This window comes from Desulfoluna butyratoxydans, from assembly GCF_900699765.1.
Taxonomy (GTDB): Bacteria; Desulfobacterota; Desulfobacteria; order Desulfobacterales; family Desulfolunaceae; genus Desulfoluna; species Desulfoluna butyratoxydans.
The window spans coordinates 195,160-212,695 of sequence record NZ_CAADHO010000010.1 but is presented as its reverse complement, the minus strand read 5'-3'; the positions used below and the strand labels follow the sequence as shown (position 1 = coordinate 212,695).

The 17,536-nt window shown below is 59.1% G+C and carries 14 protein-coding genes; 10 read left to right on the top strand and 4 right to left on the bottom strand.

Annotated elements, in window-relative coordinates; all coding sequences use genetic code 11:
- The first annotated feature begins 338 nt into the window (after positions 1-338).
- Both MSL71_RS21980 and glmM read left to right on the top strand, forming a co-directional pair.
- Positions 339-1,589 (top strand): hypothetical protein, encoded by a 1,251-nt coding sequence (locus MSL71_RS21980; protein WP_180144971.1) that lies wholly within the window; start codon positions 339-341, stop codon positions 1,587-1,589.
- Positions 1,590-1,628: 39 nt separating this feature from the next.
- Positions 1,629-2,972 carry a phosphoglucosamine mutase gene (gene glmM / locus MSL71_RS21975; protein ID WP_180144968.1) on the top strand — a complete coding sequence of 448 codons (1,344 nt, stop codon included), beginning with the start codon at positions 1,629-1,631 and terminating at the stop codon, positions 2,970-2,972.
- Between the two features lie 221 nt (positions 2,973-3,193).
- Here the strand turns inward: glmM and MSL71_RS21970 are convergent, their stop codons facing one another.
- On the bottom strand, positions 3,194-3,895 hold the full coding sequence (locus MSL71_RS21970; RefSeq protein ID WP_180144964.1) for a Bax inhibitor-1/YccA family protein: 702 nt from the start codon (positions 3,893-3,895) through the stop codon (positions 3,194-3,196).
- 409 nt (positions 3,896-4,304) lie between these two features.
- Between MSL71_RS21970 and MSL71_RS21965 the strand changes: the two genes are divergently transcribed.
- From MSL71_RS21965 to MSL71_RS21930, 8 genes are all read left to right on the top strand, one after another.
- Entirely contained in the window at positions 4,305-4,577 is a 273-nt protein-coding gene (locus tag MSL71_RS21965; RefSeq protein WP_180144961.1) for a hypothetical protein, read from the top strand.
- A 459-nt stretch (positions 4,578-5,036) separates the two neighbouring features.
- Positions 5,037-6,386 (top strand): exodeoxyribonuclease VII large subunit, encoded by a 1,350-nt coding sequence (gene xseA / locus MSL71_RS21960; RefSeq protein ID WP_180144958.1) that lies wholly within the window; start codon positions 5,037-5,039, stop codon positions 6,384-6,386.
- Entirely contained in the window at positions 6,367-6,609 is a 243-nt protein-coding gene (gene xseB / locus MSL71_RS21955; protein ID WP_180144955.1) for an exodeoxyribonuclease VII small subunit, read from the top strand. Before xseA ends, xseB begins: the two co-directional genes overlap by 20 nt.
- Complete coding sequence (locus MSL71_RS21950; RefSeq protein WP_180144952.1) at positions 6,606-7,499, top strand: polyprenyl synthetase family protein; 894 nt, start codon at positions 6,606-6,608, stop codon at positions 7,497-7,499. Before xseB ends, MSL71_RS21950 begins: the two co-directional genes overlap by 4 nt.
- Positions 7,500-7,574: 75 nt before the next feature.
- Positions 7,575-9,485 carry a 1-deoxy-D-xylulose-5-phosphate synthase gene (dxs, locus tag MSL71_RS21945; protein WP_218951108.1) on the top strand — a complete coding sequence of 637 codons (1,911 nt, stop codon included), beginning with the start codon at positions 7,575-7,577 and terminating at the stop codon, positions 9,483-9,485.
- 40 nt (positions 9,486-9,525) lie between these two features.
- On the top strand, positions 9,526-10,248 hold the full coding sequence (locus tag MSL71_RS21940; RefSeq protein WP_180144949.1) for a TlyA family RNA methyltransferase: 723 nt from the start codon (positions 9,526-9,528) through the stop codon (positions 10,246-10,248).
- Positions 10,249-10,463: 215 nt separating this feature from the next.
- Positions 10,464-12,521 carry an elongation factor G gene (fusA, locus tag MSL71_RS21935; protein WP_180144946.1) on the top strand — a complete coding sequence of 686 codons (2,058 nt, stop codon included), beginning with the start codon at positions 10,464-10,466 and terminating at the stop codon, positions 12,519-12,521.
- Positions 12,522-12,618: 97 nt separating this feature from the next.
- Positions 12,619-13,959, top strand: coding sequence for a pyridoxal phosphate-dependent aminotransferase (locus MSL71_RS21930; RefSeq protein WP_180144944.1), 1,341 nt, complete (start codon positions 12,619-12,621; stop codon positions 13,957-13,959).
- Positions 13,960-14,054: 95 nt separating this feature from the next.
- Here MSL71_RS21930 and MSL71_RS21925 read toward each other — a convergent pair whose 3' ends face one another.
- From MSL71_RS21925 to MSL71_RS21915, 3 genes are all read right to left on the bottom strand, one after another.
- Positions 14,055-14,522 carry a PilZ domain-containing protein gene (locus MSL71_RS21925; protein WP_180144942.1) on the bottom strand — a complete coding sequence of 156 codons (468 nt, stop codon included), beginning with the start codon at positions 14,520-14,522 and terminating at the stop codon, positions 14,055-14,057.
- Positions 14,523-14,548: 26 nt separating this feature from the next.
- Entirely contained in the window at positions 14,549-15,016 is a 468-nt protein-coding gene (locus MSL71_RS21920; protein WP_180144939.1) for a PilZ domain-containing protein, read from the bottom strand.
- Between the two features lie 113 nt (positions 15,017-15,129).
- On the bottom strand, positions 15,130-17,511 hold the full coding sequence (locus MSL71_RS21915) for a GspE/PulE family protein (protein ID WP_218951107.1): 2,382 nt from the start codon (positions 17,509-17,511) through the stop codon (positions 15,130-15,132).
- Between the last annotated feature and the right edge of the window lie 25 nt (positions 17,512-17,536).

The window sequence follows — 17,536 nt, the reverse complement described above, 5'->3', positions numbered from 1 at the left end:
GTGTTGTTGTGATTCCGCGAGGCAATCGGGTTAAAAAAAGATTAAATTATAAGGGCGGGGCCAGGGTGTGACAAGGGAAAAAAATTTGCGACGGCCGCGACGGGCCAAGATACCGGATCATTAATACATCCTGTTCCATCAAAGATGGAAGGGTGAAAAACAGGCGATGACCGGAACGCGCCGCGAGCCCTCCGCCCGATACGTAGAGCCTCCGGTACCGCAGCACCCCTCAGTCCGGGGCTCCTCCGCCGGGCCTTTCCCTTGACTTGCCATTCACCAGCCGTTAAAAACATGATATTTATAAACCTGACCACACCATCCTACCATAAGAGGCCATCATGAACGAAACAGAACCCGGTGACATCATTCGCGCGCTCCTGGACAAAGGCGTCAATATTCCCGCCCCCATGAGCATTGAGATCTCTCCGGAGGTCCGTATCGATCGCATCTCCGGCGACGGGGTGACCCTCCACAGGGGCTGCCGGATCTCCGGGGAAGAGACCTTCATCGGCCCGGGGGTCGTCCTCGGCGAAGAGGCGCCCATGACCGTGGACTCCTGCCAGCTGGCAAAAGGCGTCCGCCTCAAGGGAGGCTTTGCCCAGAAAACCGTCTTCCTGGAAAAAGCCGAAGTCGGCTCCGGCGCCCATCTGCGCGAAGGCACCATTCTGGAAGAGGAGGCCTCCTGCGCCCACACCGTGGGGCTCAAACAGACCATTTTGCTCCCCTTTGTCACCCTGGGGAGCCTCATCAACTTCTGCGACGTGCTCATGGCCGGAGGCACCAGCCGACGCGACCACAGTGAGGTGGGCAGCTCCTACATCCACTTCAACTTCACCCCCAACCAGGACAAGGCCACGGCCTCCCTTTTGGGGAATGTCCCCGAAGGGGTGATGCTGGACAAACGGCCCATTTTTCTGGGAGGGCAGGGGGGCCTGGTGGGACCGTGCCACCTGGCCTTCGGCACGGTGGTGGCCGCAGGTACCCTCATGCGCAAGGACGAAGAGACCGAAGGGAGGCTCCACTTCGGCGGTGCCATGCGGGCAGGCTCCGTTGCCGCCCCCGAAGGGATCTACCAGAACGTCACCCGCATCGTGAAGCACAACATCCGCTACATGGGCAACCTCGTGGCCCTCGCCGCCTGGACCCGCCAGGTCCGAAGCGCCTTTGTGGGCAGGACCTACCCCAAGGCAGTGCACCAGGGACACCTGGCCAACCTGGACCGTGCCCTGAATGAACGCATGAAGCGATTCCGCGCCTTTGCCGAAAAGCTTCCCGCCTCCCTTGCCATGGGGATGGAAAAGGGGACGGTTCCGGCCGACTCCTCCCTGGCCGCCCAGAAAAAAGAGGTGACATCACAACTCGAAGCGTTTCAGGAGGCCCTCCAGGCCTTTGCCGCCCCTGGCGCCCACCCCAAGGTTCCCGGCTCCTTCGAGGAGGTCGTGGGCCAGATGGCCGCCGGAGCCGGTTACATCGAAACCATCCACGGCCTGGACGACCGGGAACGCGCCCTGGGTCGGGACTGGCTCTTCGACATCGTCCGCCGTACAGAGGCCTTAGGGGCCGAGCACTTCTCCTTAACTTACGCTTAAGACATGGGCCACAGCCCATTAAAAACCAAGGTGATATCCATGAAATTATTCGGAACCGACGGCATCCGCGGGACCTTCAATCAGCACCCCATGACCGTGGAAACCGCCCTTCGGGTGGGCCAGGCCGTGGCAGCCACCTTTGCCACCCCATCCAAACACACCGTCATCATCGGGCGGGATACCCGGCAGTCGGGCCAGGCCCTTTCCTCGGCCCTTGCCGCAGGCGTCATGAGCATGGGCGCCCATGTGGCCCTGGCGGGTGTGATTCCCACCCCCGGCGTGGCCTTTCTCACGGCCGCCCATGACGAGGCAGCCCTGGGCGTGGTGATCTCCGCCTCCCACAACCCCTTTGAAGACAACGGCATCAAGCTGTTTAACGAAGACGGCTTCAAATTCGACGAGGCCGTGGAAGCCCGCATCGAAGCCCTGGTGGCAGACACCGACGCCCTTCAGTCGCACCTGAAAGCAGCTTCCACCGTAGGAACCATGAACCACATCCCCCATGCCGCCACCCGCTACCTGGGTTTCCTTAAAGAGGCATGCCCCGTGGACATCTCCGGCCTGCGCCTGGTGGCCGATGCCTCCAACGGCGCGGCAAGCAGCCTCGTGGAGCCCCTTCTCAGGGGCGCCGGAGCCGAGCTGACACTCATCAACGCCACCCCCAACGGGATCAACATCAACGCGGGCTGCGGCTCCGAGCACCCGGACGAAGTACAGGCCCTGGTGACATCCTCCGGAGCATCCGCCGGTCTTGCCTTTGACGGAGACGCCGACCGCTTGATCTGCGTGGACGAGACCGGAGAGATCGTCTCCGGCGACCAGGTCATCGCCATTGTGGCCGAATACTACCGGACCCAGGGAATCCTTGCCAACGACACCGTGGTCACAACCGTCATGAGCAACATGGGCCTTTCCGCCTGCCTGGAAGAAAAGGGGGTCACCCACACCAAAAGCGCGGTGGGGGATCGCCACGTCATGCTCGCCATGAAAGAGCAGGGCGCCGTGGTGGGCGGGGAAGACTCCGGCCACATGATCTTTCTGGATCGCCACACCACCGGAGACGGCCTGTTGAGCGCGCTCCTCCTGCTCACCGTCCTCAAAGAGACCGGCAAGCCGCTCTCCGAACTGAAACAGGCCATGACCGTATTTCCCCAGGTACTCATTAACGTGGACGTTGCCGAGAAAAAGCCATTGGAAGAGCTCACCGCAGTGCCCAAGGCCATTGACGAAGCGGAAAAAGCATTGAACGGAAAAGGGCGCACCCTGGTGCGCTACTCCGGCACCCAGAAAATGCTCCGGGTGATGGTGGAAGGGGAGGACGCCGACCTCACCCGCTACTGGGCCGAGGCCATTGCCGAGGCTGTTCGCCAAGAGATCGGATAAAAGCAAAGCGTTATAAATACAAAAAACAATGCCTCCGGCGGCGAGGTGTGCCACCTCGAAAGCAGGTTGCGAATGCACTTTTCCCCTCGTTCCTCGGGGAAAATCACATTCGCCTTTGACTTTGACCGGAAGGGCCCGTGTATACGCCCTAAAAAAAACGGCCCGTGTTACCCGGATAACCGGAAACACGGGCCGTTTGGATTCACCAAAAAAGCCGTGGGCTATTCGCGGTTCCCCATGATGCGAAGGAGCATGAGGAAGAGGTTGATGAAATCAAGATAGAGGGTGAGGGCACCCATGATGGCGCCTTTGCGCAGGGTCCCTGCGTCCAGATCACCGGGCTGGGAGAGGGCCATCATCTTGATTTTCTGGGTGTCGTAGGCGGTGAGGCCCACAAAGACGATGACGCCCACGTAGGAAATAATCATGGCCATGCCGGAACTTCTGAGGAAGATGTTCACCACCGTGGCGATGATGATGCCGATGAGGCCCATGAACATGAAGTTGCCCATGCCCGTCAGGTCTTTTTTGGTCACCATGCCGTAGACGCTGCACGTTCCGAACATGGCCGCACACACCACAAAGGTCGAAAAAATGGACGCCCCGGTGTAAATCCTAAAAATGAAGGCGAGGGTAGCTCCGTTTAACGCCGAATAAAGCACGAAGAGCAGGGTGGCTGTGCCTGCTTTAATCCGCTGGATGCCCGCTGAAAGCACAAACACCATGCCGAGTTCAGCGATAATCAGCCCGAAAAGCACCATGCGGTTGCCGTGAATAAGTTGAAGCATCGCCTCTGAGTGTGCAACGTACCACGCCACACCGGCGGTAAGAAGAAGTCCCACCGCCATCCAGTTGTAAACACTCATCAGAAAGGTGTTTACCGCTGCCTGGGAACGGACATTTTGAACAGATGAAGACTGCATTGATCCTCCGAATTGAGAAGTTGATGATGACGCCGCAATGTTGCGAGGCTATCTCGTTGGATACCGGATCTTTATCGGACCATCCGGGCCCACAGCAGAAAAGATAACACAGGTATCCGCGATTTCAACCTGTAAAACGCGAGAGCGCCCGGTAAGAATGATCTGCGCGGGAACATAAAGCAAAAAACAACCGCTCATTTCAAAAATTTAATGGCGGCAGATGGCCGGGCACAGAAAAAAACAACCCATGGTCACGATGGCAACGGCAGGGGCACGGGGGATTCCCGGGGATCGTTTTCCATAGAAGGACGGTACGCCACTTGACCCGAACCCGCCATCCGGGATATGCGAAGGAGATATGGACACAGCAGCACAAAACCAACCGACAACCGCAGTGGAACCATCCACCATGAAACTGAGCCAGACCGAACTCTTTGAGCACCTGAAGACGACCCTTGAAAAAATGGGTGCCACGTATCAGGAACACAGCTTCCGGGCCACCACGATTCCGGTCAAGAGCGGCCTCTGCGTGGTTCGCGGGGAACTCTGCTTCATCATGGACAAACGGCGGAAGCTCCGCGAGAAGAATCGCATCCTCGGCCGCGCCCTGGCACGCATGGACCTGGACACCGTCCACATTCCGCCTGCGGTGAGGGAATTTATCTCTGGAGATGCATCGTGATGCATCAGGGGAGGTCCTCGAACCCTGATACGGCTTCCATATGCAAAAGTTTACATAATATCTATTATCGGACGCTATCAATATAGAAGGCGATTGCAACGCGCCACACCCATCCATTTGATTCCACAGAGGTTTTAATTGTAAGTCGTTCTGATTTAAACAGGCGGCTGCAACGTCCGAAATGCTTTAAGTGTCGGCACCCACGACCGGCTGACATTATCTGTGACACCACGGCATCCACACAGATCCGTGCATCGTCACCCTGACAGACGGCAAGGAAATACGACGAGCCCACAGACACCCGGCGACCATAGTTGCCGGGCAAAATCGGCTCTTTTATTGAACCCCACCTGCAACTGTGCTAGATTGGCGAACCCGGAGCTGATCCTCCGTGCGCAGCCTGTGCCGATGAACGGCGTCGGGCACCCCTTGGCAACCCCTTCAGGAAAGACATTGGAGATGACGGAACGAAAAGAGATCTATTCGGTCTCGAGCCTGACCCGCGAAATCAAAGGCGTGCTTGAGAACCGATTCCCATACGTGTGGATTTACGGAGAGATATCCAACCTTCGCATTCCCTCGTCGGGCCACTGCTATTTCACGCTGAAGGACCAGGGCGCCCAGATCAGCGGCGTCCTCTTCCGCGGCCAGGCCTCCCGGCTGAAGTTTCGCCTTCAGGACGGCCAGACCATCACCGGATTGGGACGCGTCAGCCTGTATGAGCCCAGGGGTACCTACCAAATCATTTTTGAATACATGGAACCCAAGGGCGCCGGGGCCCTGCAGCTCGCCTTTGAGCAACTCAAGCGAAAACTCGCTGCCGAGGGACTCTTTGACGAGGCCATTAAGAAAAAACGCCCCCCCTTCCCCGAGCGCATTGCCCTGGTCACCTCCCCCACGGGGGCTGTGGTTCACGACATGCTCACCGTCTTTCGTCTCCGCTATCCCAACGCGGAGCTCCTGGTGGTGCCCGTAAGGGTCCAGGGCGACCAGGCCTGCCTCGATATCCCGGCGGCCATCGCCGGGATCAACCGGCACATGGCCGCCGACCTTATTATAGTAGCGCGGGGCGGAGGGTCCTTGGAGGACCTGGCCCCCTTCAACAGCGAAGAGGTGGCCCGGGCCATCCACGGGTCGGTGCTTCCCGTCATCAGCGCCGTGGGCCATGAGACGGACTACACCATCGCCGATTTCACGGCGGACATGCGGGCTCCGACCCCCACGGCAGCCGCGTCCCTTGCGGTTCCGGACAAAAAACGGCTGAAAGAAGACGTGGCCCTGCTGGCGGCCCGGCTCCGCCTCTGCATGGACCGAAGGATAGAAGACGGGAGGCTGCGACTGAACGCGGCATCACGCCGCCTTGTGGACCCGAAAAAAAAGATATATGATCACAGGTTGCGGGTAGACGAACTGACCCAGCGCATGGCACGGGCCATTCGTCGGGAACTGGGCGATCGAAGGACAGCCCTCACCTGGCGCAGGGACCGGCTGGCCAAGGCCTCTCCCCTCCTGGCCGTGGAGGCCGGACGCCGCGAGGTACGCAGTCTGTCCAGGCGCCTGAACCTTGCCATGGAGGCACGGCTGGCCCGGAGCCGGGACACCCAGAAGCGCCTGGAACAAAACCTCAGCGCCCTGAGCCCCAAACTGGTCCTGGACCGGGGCTACAGCATTGTGCGCGATTCACAAAGCGGTGAGGTCATCACCCGCGCAGCCCAGGTGGAGATCGGATCTTCCCTGGATGTGGTTCTTGCAGACGGCTTGCTTGAAGCCGTTGTGGAAAGGAAAGACGATGGCAAAGAAAAAATTTGAAGAGGCAGTGGCCCAGCTGGAGGCCATTGTCGAAGATCTGGAGTCAGGGGATCTTCCGCTGGACAAGGCCATGAAACGCTTTGAAGAGGGCGTCAAGCTCTCCAAGACCTGCTCGGACACCCTGGACGAAGCCGAGACCCGCGTGCGGATCCTCACCGGCGAAACCGCCGAGGGCCTCCAGGACGCCCCCTTTACCGAAACCGATCAGCGGGGCGCGGAATGAGCGCATTCGACTTAAAAGGGTACCTCGAAGCAAAACGGGTCGTCGTGGAGGAGTCCCTTAAAGGGCACCTTGCCACCCTGACCCCTTCCGTGGAAACGCGGGTGGCCCAGGCCATGGCCTACTCCCTGATGGCCGGGGGCAAGCGGCTGCGGCCCATCCTCTGCATGGCCGCCTGCGAGGCGGTGGGCGGAGATCCCGAAACAGCCATGAAGGCGGCGTGTGCCCTGGAGATGATCCACACCTACTCCCTGGTCCACGACGACCTGCCCGCCATGGACGACGATGATTTCAGGCGGGGACGCCCCACCTGCCACAAGGCCTTTGACGAAGCAACGGCCGTCCTGGCAGGGGATGCCCTGCTCACCTCGGCGTTTCACCTCCTGGCCCTGGACCGGGGCCCCCGTGCCGAGGTAACCCTGGACGTCATCCGCCTCATTGCCGATGCCTCCGGCGCCTTTGGCATGATAGAAGGCCAGATGCGGGACATCGAAGCCGAAGGCCGCGCCCTGGACCTTGGCTCTTTACGGGAGCTGCACGGCCTGAAAACCGGCGCCCTTATCCGCGCCTCCGTGGAGTCCGGCGCCGTCCTGGGCGATGCGGCAAACGGTGAGCGGGAGGCCCTGACCCGCTACGCAGAAAAGATCGGCCTGGCCTTCCAGGTAACCGACGACATCCTCAACGTGGAAGGCGACCCGGACCTCATGGGCAAAGGGGTCGGCACGGACGCTGAACACGACAAGGCCACCTACCCGTCCCTCATGGGGCTGGAAGAATCCAAGGCCTACGCAAAGCAGCTGGTGGAGGAGGCCGTGAATGCCCTGGCCGTCCTTGATGAACGAGCAAACCCCTTGAAGGCGCTGGCCCTGTACGTTGTCCAGCGCCAACGTTGATTTCCGCCCCCAGGGGCTGAAAGCGAACTTTTATTTCCTCACCATGGGTGGGGGGGAACCATACAGGTGATGGTGATGACCCTTTTAGATCAGATCGACTCCCCGGCAGACCTGAAGAAGCTGGATCGCAGCCAGCTTCCCCAGCTTGCCCGGGAGATTCGGGACAATATTGTGGATGTGGTGTCCAAAAACGGCGGCCACCTGGCATCCAGCCTCGGCGTCGTGGAGCTGACCATTGCGGTTCACTACGTGTTTGACGTGCCCTTTGACAAGGTCGTCTGGGACGTGGGCCACCAGGCCTATGCCCACAAACTGCTCACCGGACGGCGGGACGCATTTCCGACCCTGAGAACCCTGGGGGGCATCTCCGGCTTTCCCAAGGTGAGCGAAAGCCCCTACGACGCGTTCACCACCGGCCACAGCAGCACCTCGGTGTCTGCGGGCTACGGCATGAGCTGCGCCCGGGACATAAAGGGCGAAAACGGAAAGGTCATCTCCATCATTGGCGACGGCAGCCTCACCGGCGGCATCGCCTACGAGGGGCTCAACCAGTCCGGGCCCTCCAGCCGCAACCACCTGGTGATCTTAAATGACAACGAGATGTCCATCGCCAAAAACGTGGGCGCCCTCTCCTCTTTTTTGAGCCGCACCTTTTCCGCCAAGTACCTCCAGGACCTCAAGGGCGAATTCAAAAAAGCCATGAAAGCCCTGCCCAAGGTGGGAGACGACATCTACCAGTTTGCCAAGAAGACCGAAGAGTCCTTCAAGGCCTTCGTCACCCCCGGCATGCTCTTTGAAGCGTTCAAGTTCGAGTACCTCGGCCCCATCGACGGCCACAACATGGAACACCTCATCGACATCCTGGAGAACATCAAAAAGCTCAATAAGCCGGTGCTGCTGCACGTCATGAGCAAAAAAGGCATGGGCTACGCCCCGGCCGAGGCAAACCCCGTCTATTTCCACGGCGTGGGCGCCTTTGAAAAAGAGACGGGCAACAGCATGAAGGCCAAGCCCAAGGCCCCCTCCTATACCGAGGTCTTCGGCAGGAGCATGGTGGAGCTGGCTGAAACCGACAAGCGCATCGTGGCCGTCACCGCGGCCATGCCCGAAGGGACAGGGCTCACGGAGTTTGCCTCCCGGTTCCCAGAGCGCTTCTTTGATGTGGGCATCGCCGAGCAACACGGGGTAACCTTTGCCGCGGGCATGGCCACCGAAGGGATGAAGCCGGTGGTGGCCATCTACTCCACCTTCCTCCAGAGGGCCTACGACCAGATCCTCCACGATGTCTGCCTGGACAGGCACCCGGTGATCTTTGCCGTGGATCGCGGCGGCCTCGTGGGCGAAGATGGCCCCACCCACCACGGGCTCTTTGACCTGGCCTACCTGCGCCCCCTGCCCAACATGGTCATCATGGCCCCTGCCGATGAGAATGAGCTGCGGCAGATGCTCCGCACCGCCCTGGACCATGATGGCCCCATCGCCATCCGTTACCCGCGCGGGGCTGCCGAAGGGGTCCCCGTGGATGCGTCGGCCCCTGCCCTTCCCATCGGCAAAGGCGCCCTGGTCCGTGAAGGCAGCGATCTCGTCCTGCTTGCCATCGGCACCACCCTTGCCACCTGCATGGAAGCGGCCGAAAAGCTTTCAGCCCAGGGTATTGAAGCTGCCGTCATCAACGCACGCTTTGTCAAACCCCTGGACAAGGACCTCATCCTCCACTGGGCGGGCAAAACAGGCCGCGTGGTGACCGTGGAAGAGCACATGAAGGCCGGCGGCTTCGGCAGCGCAGTACTGGAGCTCTTCTCGGACGAGGGCCTGGCACACATCACCACCGCCCGTGTGGGCATCGAAGATCACTTTGTGGAGCACGGTCCCCGGGCGGAGTTGTGCCGTCGCCAGGGCATCTCCACCGAGGGTGTCATGGAGGCCGCGTTCCGTGTGACGGGACGGACCGAAAGCGTCACCACCCTGGCCGGAAAGGGCCGATAACGAGAAAGGACAAGGAAAACATTTGAGTCAGGAAGTGAAAATGAGAATTGACCAGCTCCTCGTGGACAAGGGGCTGGTGGAGAGCCGCCACAAAGCCCAGGCGCTGATTCTGGCCGGAAAAGTACTGGTAAACCGGGTACCTGTCACCAAGGCCGGGACCAAGGTTTTGACAAGCGCCGAGATACACGTCAAAGAGGACGAGATTCCGTATGTCAGCCGAGGGGCCCTGAAACTGGAAGAAGCCCTGAAAACCCTTGAAATCGACATTGCCCATGATGTATGTCTGGACATCGGCGCTTCCACGGGAGGCTTTACCGATTGCCTGCTCCGACACGGGGCAGACAAAGTCTATGCCGTGGACGTGGGCTACGGCCAGCTGGCCTGGTCCCTGCGCAACGATGAAAGGGTCGTGGTGCTGGAACGCACCAACATCCGCTACCTGACGGAAGAGCAGGTCCCCGAGAAAGTGGACCTGGTCACCATAGACACCTCCTTCATCTCACTGAAGCTGGTGGTACCGGCGGCCCTTGGTTTTCTCAAGAAAGAGGGACGAATTCTCGCGCTCATCAAACCTCAATTTGAGGTAGGAAAAGGGAAAGTGGGAAAAGGCGGGGTCGTCAAGGACCCGGCACAGCACGCGGAAGTCATCGACAATCTTAGCGATTTCTTCCAGGAACTCGGCCTTGAAAAAGAGGCTGTCATCCCCTCCCCCATTCTCGGCCCCAAGGGCAATCGCGAGTTCATTATCTCTTTGAAATACTGACGGGATTGATATATATACCTAAGTTCGTAACGGTATGTTTATACACAACGCCCCAGGGAGATTTCTCACAGGGCGTTGGCAGAAGCACTCGACCCGGCACGAACCGCACGAAAGAGACGGAGATGCGGGGTCGAGAAGCAAAACATGTAATTCAGGAGAAGAGACTGTCACGTAGACATAGGCTTGAATCATTCACATATTGAGGAGGTTGTTTAATGAAGTTATCTTCTGATAAACTGCGTAACGTCGCTCTGGCAGCCCATGGAGGTGCAGGCAAGACATCCCTTGCCGAGGCATTGATTTTCAACGCGGGCGCAACCAGCCGACTTGGCCGTGTGGAAGAGGGCAACACCGTGATGGACTACTCTGAAGAAGAGCAGCGCCGCACCGCGTCCCTCAGCAGCGCCTTTTTTCAATATGAGTGGAAAAAACACATCATCAGCCTCATCGATACCCCGGGTGACAAAAACTTCTTCTCCGACGCCAAAACCTGCATGCCCGCAGCCGACGCTGCCGTCATCGTCATCGACGCCTGCACGGGCTCCGATATCCGCACCGAACAATCCGCACAATTTGCAGGTGAAAACGCCATCCCGGCCGTCTGTTTCATCAACAAACTCGACCACGAGCGTGCCGACTTCAGGCAGGCCTTCAACAGCGCGGTCGACGCCCTTGATCCCAAGCCTATTCTGATTCAACTCCCCATCGGGGAAAAAGACGCCTTCACCGGTGTCGTGGACCTCATCGCCAACAAGGCCTACAGCCTCAAAGACGGCAAGGCCGAGCCCATGGACATCCCTGCGGACATGGCCGACGATGTGGAGTCCGAACGAGCCGAACTCATTGAAAACATCGCCGAAGCAGATGACGAGCTCCTTGAGCGCTATCTGGAAGGCGACGAAATAAAAGACGCAGAGCTGGTGGCCGCCCTCAAGACCGGCACCAAAAACCGTCAGTTCATGCCGGTTCTCTGCGGCGCGGCCACGGCCAACATGGGCGTGACCCTCCTGGCCGACTTCATCGTGGACGGCCTGCCCAGCCCGCTGGAGCGAGCCCCCTTCCCCACCACGGACGGAGAGGGCGTGGCCTTTGACCCAAGCGCCCCCTTTTCAGGGTATGTCTTCAAGACCATCGTGGACCCCTATGCGGGCCGCCTCTCCCTGATCAAGATCGTGTCCGGTTCCTTAGGCAAAGACGGCACCGTCTACAATACCGACAAGGACAGCAAGGAGCGCTTCTCCCAGCTTCTCTACCTTGCCGGAAAAGACCAGAAGCCCATCGACCACGCCGAAGCCGGAGCCATCGTGGCCGTGGCCAAACTCAAAGAGACCTTCACCGGAGCCACCCTGTGCGACGAATCCCGCAAGGTGGTCCTCAAGCCCACGGACCCCATCGCCCCGGTAATCTCCTTTGCCGTGGAGGCCGCCAACCAGGGAGACGAAGACAAGGTATTCTCCTCCCTCTCCAGGCTCCAGGAGGAAGATCCCTCCCTGGGCCTCGACCGTATTGCCGAAACAAAAGAGATCCTTTTGAACGGCATGGGTATGGTCCATGTGGAGGCCACCATTGAAAAGCTCAAGCGGAAGTTCAACCTCGAAGTGGTGATCAAGCCCCCCAAGGTCCCCTACCGAGAGACCGTCCGCAAAAAAGTCCGTGTTCAGGGCAAGCACAAGAAACAGACCGGCGGGCACGGCCAGTACGGGGACTGCTGGATCGTCCTGGAGCCCCAGCAGAGAGGCGACGGCTTTGAATTCGTGGACGCCATCGTCGGCGGGGTTATCCCCAAGACCTACATCCCCGCCGTGGAAAAAGGGATTGCAGAGGCGTCCTCCAAAGGGGTCCTCGCCGGTTTTCCCTGTGTGGACTTCAAGGTGACCCTGGATTACGGCTCCTTCCATGCCGTGGATTCCTCGGAGATGGCCTTCAAGATGGCCGGTTCCCTGGCCTTCCGAAAGGCGTGCGAAGAGTCCGGCGGGGTCCTTCTGGAGCCTGTCATGAACGTGGCCGTCATCGTACCCGATGATTTCACCGGCGACGTCATGGGGGATCTCAACTCCAGAAGGGGCCGGGTCCTTGGCATGGACAGCGAAGGCAAATACCAGGTGATCAACGCCCATGTGCCCATGGCCGAGATCCTCACCTACGCCCCGGACCTCAACTCCATGACCGGAGGACGGGGCACCTTCACCCGGGAATTCTCCCATTACGACGAGGTTCCCGGGGATATCGCCAAAAAAGTACTTGAAAAGATTGCGGCGGAGCAGGAAAATTAGCTCCGCTTGAATGTTTCTGAATAAGAAACAGCAGAGGATGCGGTTCACCCGGATCCTCTGCTGTTTTGTTTTTGAGAGAGGAAGAGACTTTAAAAAAATGAGACGAAATATTGTACATGTCGGATCCGGGCAGCTCACGTACGAAATCCGTGAAATCGTAGCCGTGGCCAACGAACTGGCAGCCCTTGGCGTCGACATCACCTGGGAAAACATCGGAGACCCCGTGGCAAAGGGAGAGTCCATCCCCCACTGGATCAAAGAGATCATCACCGATCTCGTGGGACAAGACGACACCTACGGCTATGTGGCCACACGGGGCGTTTCCAAGACCCAGCAGTTCCTTGCCGAATGCGTCAACAGCCGCGGAGGCACGCAGATCACCAAAGACGACATTGTCTTCTTCAACGGACTGGGCGACGCCGTGGCCAAGATTTTCGGGTTCCTCAAACGCGAAGCCCGGGTCATCGGCCCCTCCCCCGCCTACTCCACCCACTCCTCTGCCGAGGCGGCCCACTCGGGCTACAATCACCTCACCTACGAGCTGGACCCGGAGAACGGCTGGCTGCCGGACCTGGAGGACCTGGAAAACAAGGTCAAGTACAACGACGCCATCGCCGGCATCCTCATCATCAACCCGGACAACCCCACCGGCGCGGTCTACCCCCGGGAGGTCCTGGAAAAGATGGTGGACATTGCGCGGCGACATCGCATCTTCATCATCTGCGACGAAATCTACTCCCACATCGTCTACGACGACGCCTCCACCGTTCACTTGAGCGAAGTCATCGGCGAAGTCCCGGGCATGGCGCTGCGCGGCATCTCCAAAGAGTACCCCTGGCCCGGCGGTCGCTGCGGATGGCTTGAGGTGTACAACCAGAACAGCTACCCCATGTTCCGTCAGTACATCCAGAGTATCGTCAACGCCAAGATGCTGGAGGTGTGCTCCACGAGCCTACCCCAGCACTCCATTCCCCTGGTCATGGGCCACCCCAACTACCGGGGACACCTTGAGATGCGCCGGGACATGTTCCACCGCCGGGCCGACGAAGCCTACGACATGCTCAAAGATGTGGAAGGGATCTCGGTCATCAAGCCCAAAGGGGCCTTTTACATGTCCGTCCTCTTTGATGACGGCGTGCTGAACAGCGACCAGACCCTTGCCATCGGCAACGAACGCGTCCGAGGCTATATCGAAGAAAAGATCGAAAACGTGGAAGTGGACAAGCGGTTCGTCTACTACCTGCTTGCCGCCACCGGCATCTGCGTGGTTCCCCTCACCGGGTTCTGCTGTTCCCGCAAAGGCTTCCGCATCACCCTCCTTGAAACCGACGACGACAAACGCCGGTGGACATTCCAGACCGTGGCCGACAGCATCCGTGCCTACCTGGAGTCCAACCAAGGCTCCGCCGGTGATGAGGCGTGCCGCCTGGCCGTATAAAAGAGTACGGCACCGGCTTTAAAAACAAAAGCCCCTCGGACGGAAACGAGTTTCCGTCTTTGAGGGGCTTTGCTGGTTTAAGGGCTTACGGGATTTTAATGAAACTCGATATAAAGTCCCAGCTTACCGTAGTGCTGGGTGGTGTCGAAGGCCATGCCCACCTCCAGATCGCTGATGCTGCGGATGGTGCCGTACTTTTCAATGAGGGAGTGCTCCCTGTCGTCCAGGTGAAACGCCAGCTCCACCCGCATCCCCACCTCCAGAGGCACCGAGGTCACCAGCCGAACCCTCAGCCCCGACTGGGAGATGTCCGTCACCGTTCCCGACAGGTTGTATCCCCGCTCCTGGATCTTGCAGACCACCGGCAGCTCGACATCCTTGCGCACAAACTGCCGCCGTTCGAGCTGCACATGAAAGCTGTGGCCGCAGGTGCACCGACACCGGATCTTTACATGACTCTGGACCCCCATGAAGGTGGAGACATCCTGTTCCTTCACCCGGTGACACGATGGGCAGGTGATAAACGCCTGGAAATCTTCTTTCACAAGAATCGTAGCAAGCATGGTTTCCCGTCCTCACCGGCCGGAAATCATGAAAACATAAGATACTGGCCGATTTTGTCGTATTTTTCTATTTCGGTGAATTCAAGGCCCAGGAACGGGCCGTTGATGCTTCGGACCACCGCCGTTTTGCTGATGAATGACCGATCTTTGTCGTCGAGGTTGAACTCCACGTGGATAATGTCTTCAATGGCAAAGGGAAAAGCCGTGTTGACCCGGATCCTACACCCGGACCGGGACAGGTCTTTGACGGTCATGATAAATTTTCGGCCGTCATCGGAACCGAAGGCTACCCCTGACAATTCGAGGGATTTGCGATAGTACTTTCGCCGCTCGATCACCACGGGAAAGACATGGCCGCATTTGCAGGTGCACTTGATCCTGAGCTGCGCCTTGGCGGTCAGGAGCTTGGAGATGTCCGTGGTCCGCGAGCGCTCGCATACGGGGCACACAAAGGTTGCCGTGGTGCTGGTTCCGAGAAATATTTTTTCTGCCATTGCCTTGCCTTTTATTTGGAGGGTCGAAAACCCGAGGCTCGTGAACACTCGCCCGCAGGGCCTGCGTCATCGTCGCGGCCCCATCGCCCTTCTTTGAATTCCGGCATCTGCTGTCAACTGACGCACACCCGACGGATCTCCGCGACATCGGTAACGCCGTCCAGGGCCTTGACGAGGCCGTCCTGGATCAACGTCGTCATCCCCTGCTCTGCGGCCACGCGAAACAGCTCATCGGTGTGAGCGGCCCGCTTGATCATCTGCTTCACCTCGGAAGAGCCGTACATCAGTTCATGGATGGCAACCCGGCCCTTATAGCCGGAACCGGAGCAGACCGAGCACCCCACGGGTTTGAAAAGGCGCATGTCCGAGGAATACCGGATCCCGGTGCTCTCAAAGGCCTCCTTGCCGTAGAGTTCCACGATGCGGTCGAACTCGTCCCGGTCCGGGGTGTACTCGTCTCTGCAGTTGGTGCAGAGCCTTCGGACCAGGCGCTGGGCCAGGACTCCCTGGAACGCATCGGAAAAGTTCAGGGGGTTGAGCCCCATGTCCAGGAGCCGCGTCACCGTCTCCGGAGCGCTGTTGGTATGAAGGGTGGAGAGGACCAGGTGGCCGGTGAGGGACGCTTCGATGCCGATGGAGGCGGTTTCGTGATCCCGCATCTCGCCGATCATGATCACGTCCGGATCGGCCCGGAGAAAGGCCCGCATCACCCGGGCAAAATCCAGGCCGATCTTTGCCTTGCACTCCACCTGACGCAGGCCGGGCTGGGTGATTTCCACGGGATCCTCAGCAGTCCAGATCTTGATCCCGGGTTTGTTGATATGCGCCATGGCGGCATGGAGGGTGGTGGTCTTTCCCGAGCCGGTGGGCCCCACGCAGAGGATCAACCCGTAAGGCTGGGCCACAATCTTTTTCAGGATATCCAGGTTGCGCTCGCTGAGCCCCATCTGATCGATTTTCATGGCTCCGGAGTCTGCCAGGATACGGAGCACCGCATCTTCAAACCCGCCTGCCGTGGGCAGGGTGGCCACTCGCAGCTCAAAGGGCTTCACCCCTTTTCTCTTGAACTTGATCTTCCCGTCCTGGGGAAGCCGCCGCTCGGCAATGTCCAGATGACTCATGATCTTCAGGCGGGAGAGGATCCCCATGGCGTTGGAGATGGGCACCTTGAGCACATCCTGGCACACGCCGTCGATGCGGTATCGGATATGCACCTTCTTGGAGTGGGGGGACGGCTCCACATGGATATCGGAAGCCCCTTTTCGGTAGGCGGTGATGATCACCTGGTCCACCATCTTCACGATCTGGCTCGACGACTCGGAGAGGGCCGGGTCCGCCTCCTGATCGTCCGGCATCTCGTCCACTTCCTCTTCGAACTCCACGTCGAGCATCATGTCGAATTCGCCGTCTTCCTCTCCGGGCCCCTCTTCTACATGGCGGTCGGAATCGTAGAAGAACTTGATCAGTTCGATGATCTCTTCCCGTACGCCCACGGAGTAACGGATGTGCTTGGCACTGAGGAGGCTGTAGATGTGGTCCGTCTTTTCCAGGTTTTTCGGGTCATCGATGAGGACTTCCACCACCCCTTCGGTCATGTCCCATGACAGGGGCACCCAGCTGTTCTGGATAAGAAAGCTCTTCTTCAGCTTCCCCAGGAGTTCCACGGGGATGGGAATATCGGTGCCGAACTCCACAAAGGGGCACTCGTAATAATAGGAGAGGGATTTGCCGAGCTCTTCCTTGTCCACATACATGTCCTCAATGAGGATGGACTCGCAGCTTTTCCCGGTTTTTCGCGCAAGGTTGAGGGCATTCTGCAACTGGGCGGTGTTGACCTGGTCCGTGTCCAGAAGGTAGCCGTAGCGGGATTCGTAGCTCCGTGATCCCTTGATCCCCTCAATCTGGGCTTCCAGCCCGGTGTAACCCGAATCCAGCCCGCGGACATCTTCGTAGAAGCCCATGGCCTCGTCGCTCTTTTCGAGCTTTTCCATCTCCAGCCCGAACCGGAAGAGGATATCGGCGGCCGCCTCCTGGGTGACGTTGTTCGTCTCGATGAGTTCGAGGACCTTTTTGCGAATTTTGGATACGGCATGAAGCTGCATGAGGACGTCGGCAAGCTGGGGCACCAGCTTGGCCACCGGATACTTGGTGTTGAGAAGCTTCAACAGCTCGCCCAGGGCTTCCCTCTGCAGGCCAAGCTCTTTGAAGGCGTGGGCGCTCTCCAGAATCTCATCGGCGCTGTCTTCAGACCATGAATTCTTGATGGCGCTGAGCTCCTGGCTGCTGAGCTCAATGACCTCATCGTCGTCGTCCAGCTCGGCCGCCTTGGTCCTCAGTTCATCAAGCTCCAGCCCGATAAAATCGTTGACCTCTTCGTCAAGGTCACCGTCGTAGGCATCCAGAATCGCCACATAAACGGCAATGGACTCGCCGTAGAGTCCGTGCTTTTTGTAGGCTTTGGCGGTATCGATTTTAGACTTCAGCTGTTTTTCCAAAGCGTATCCTCGCAGATTTGCCGCA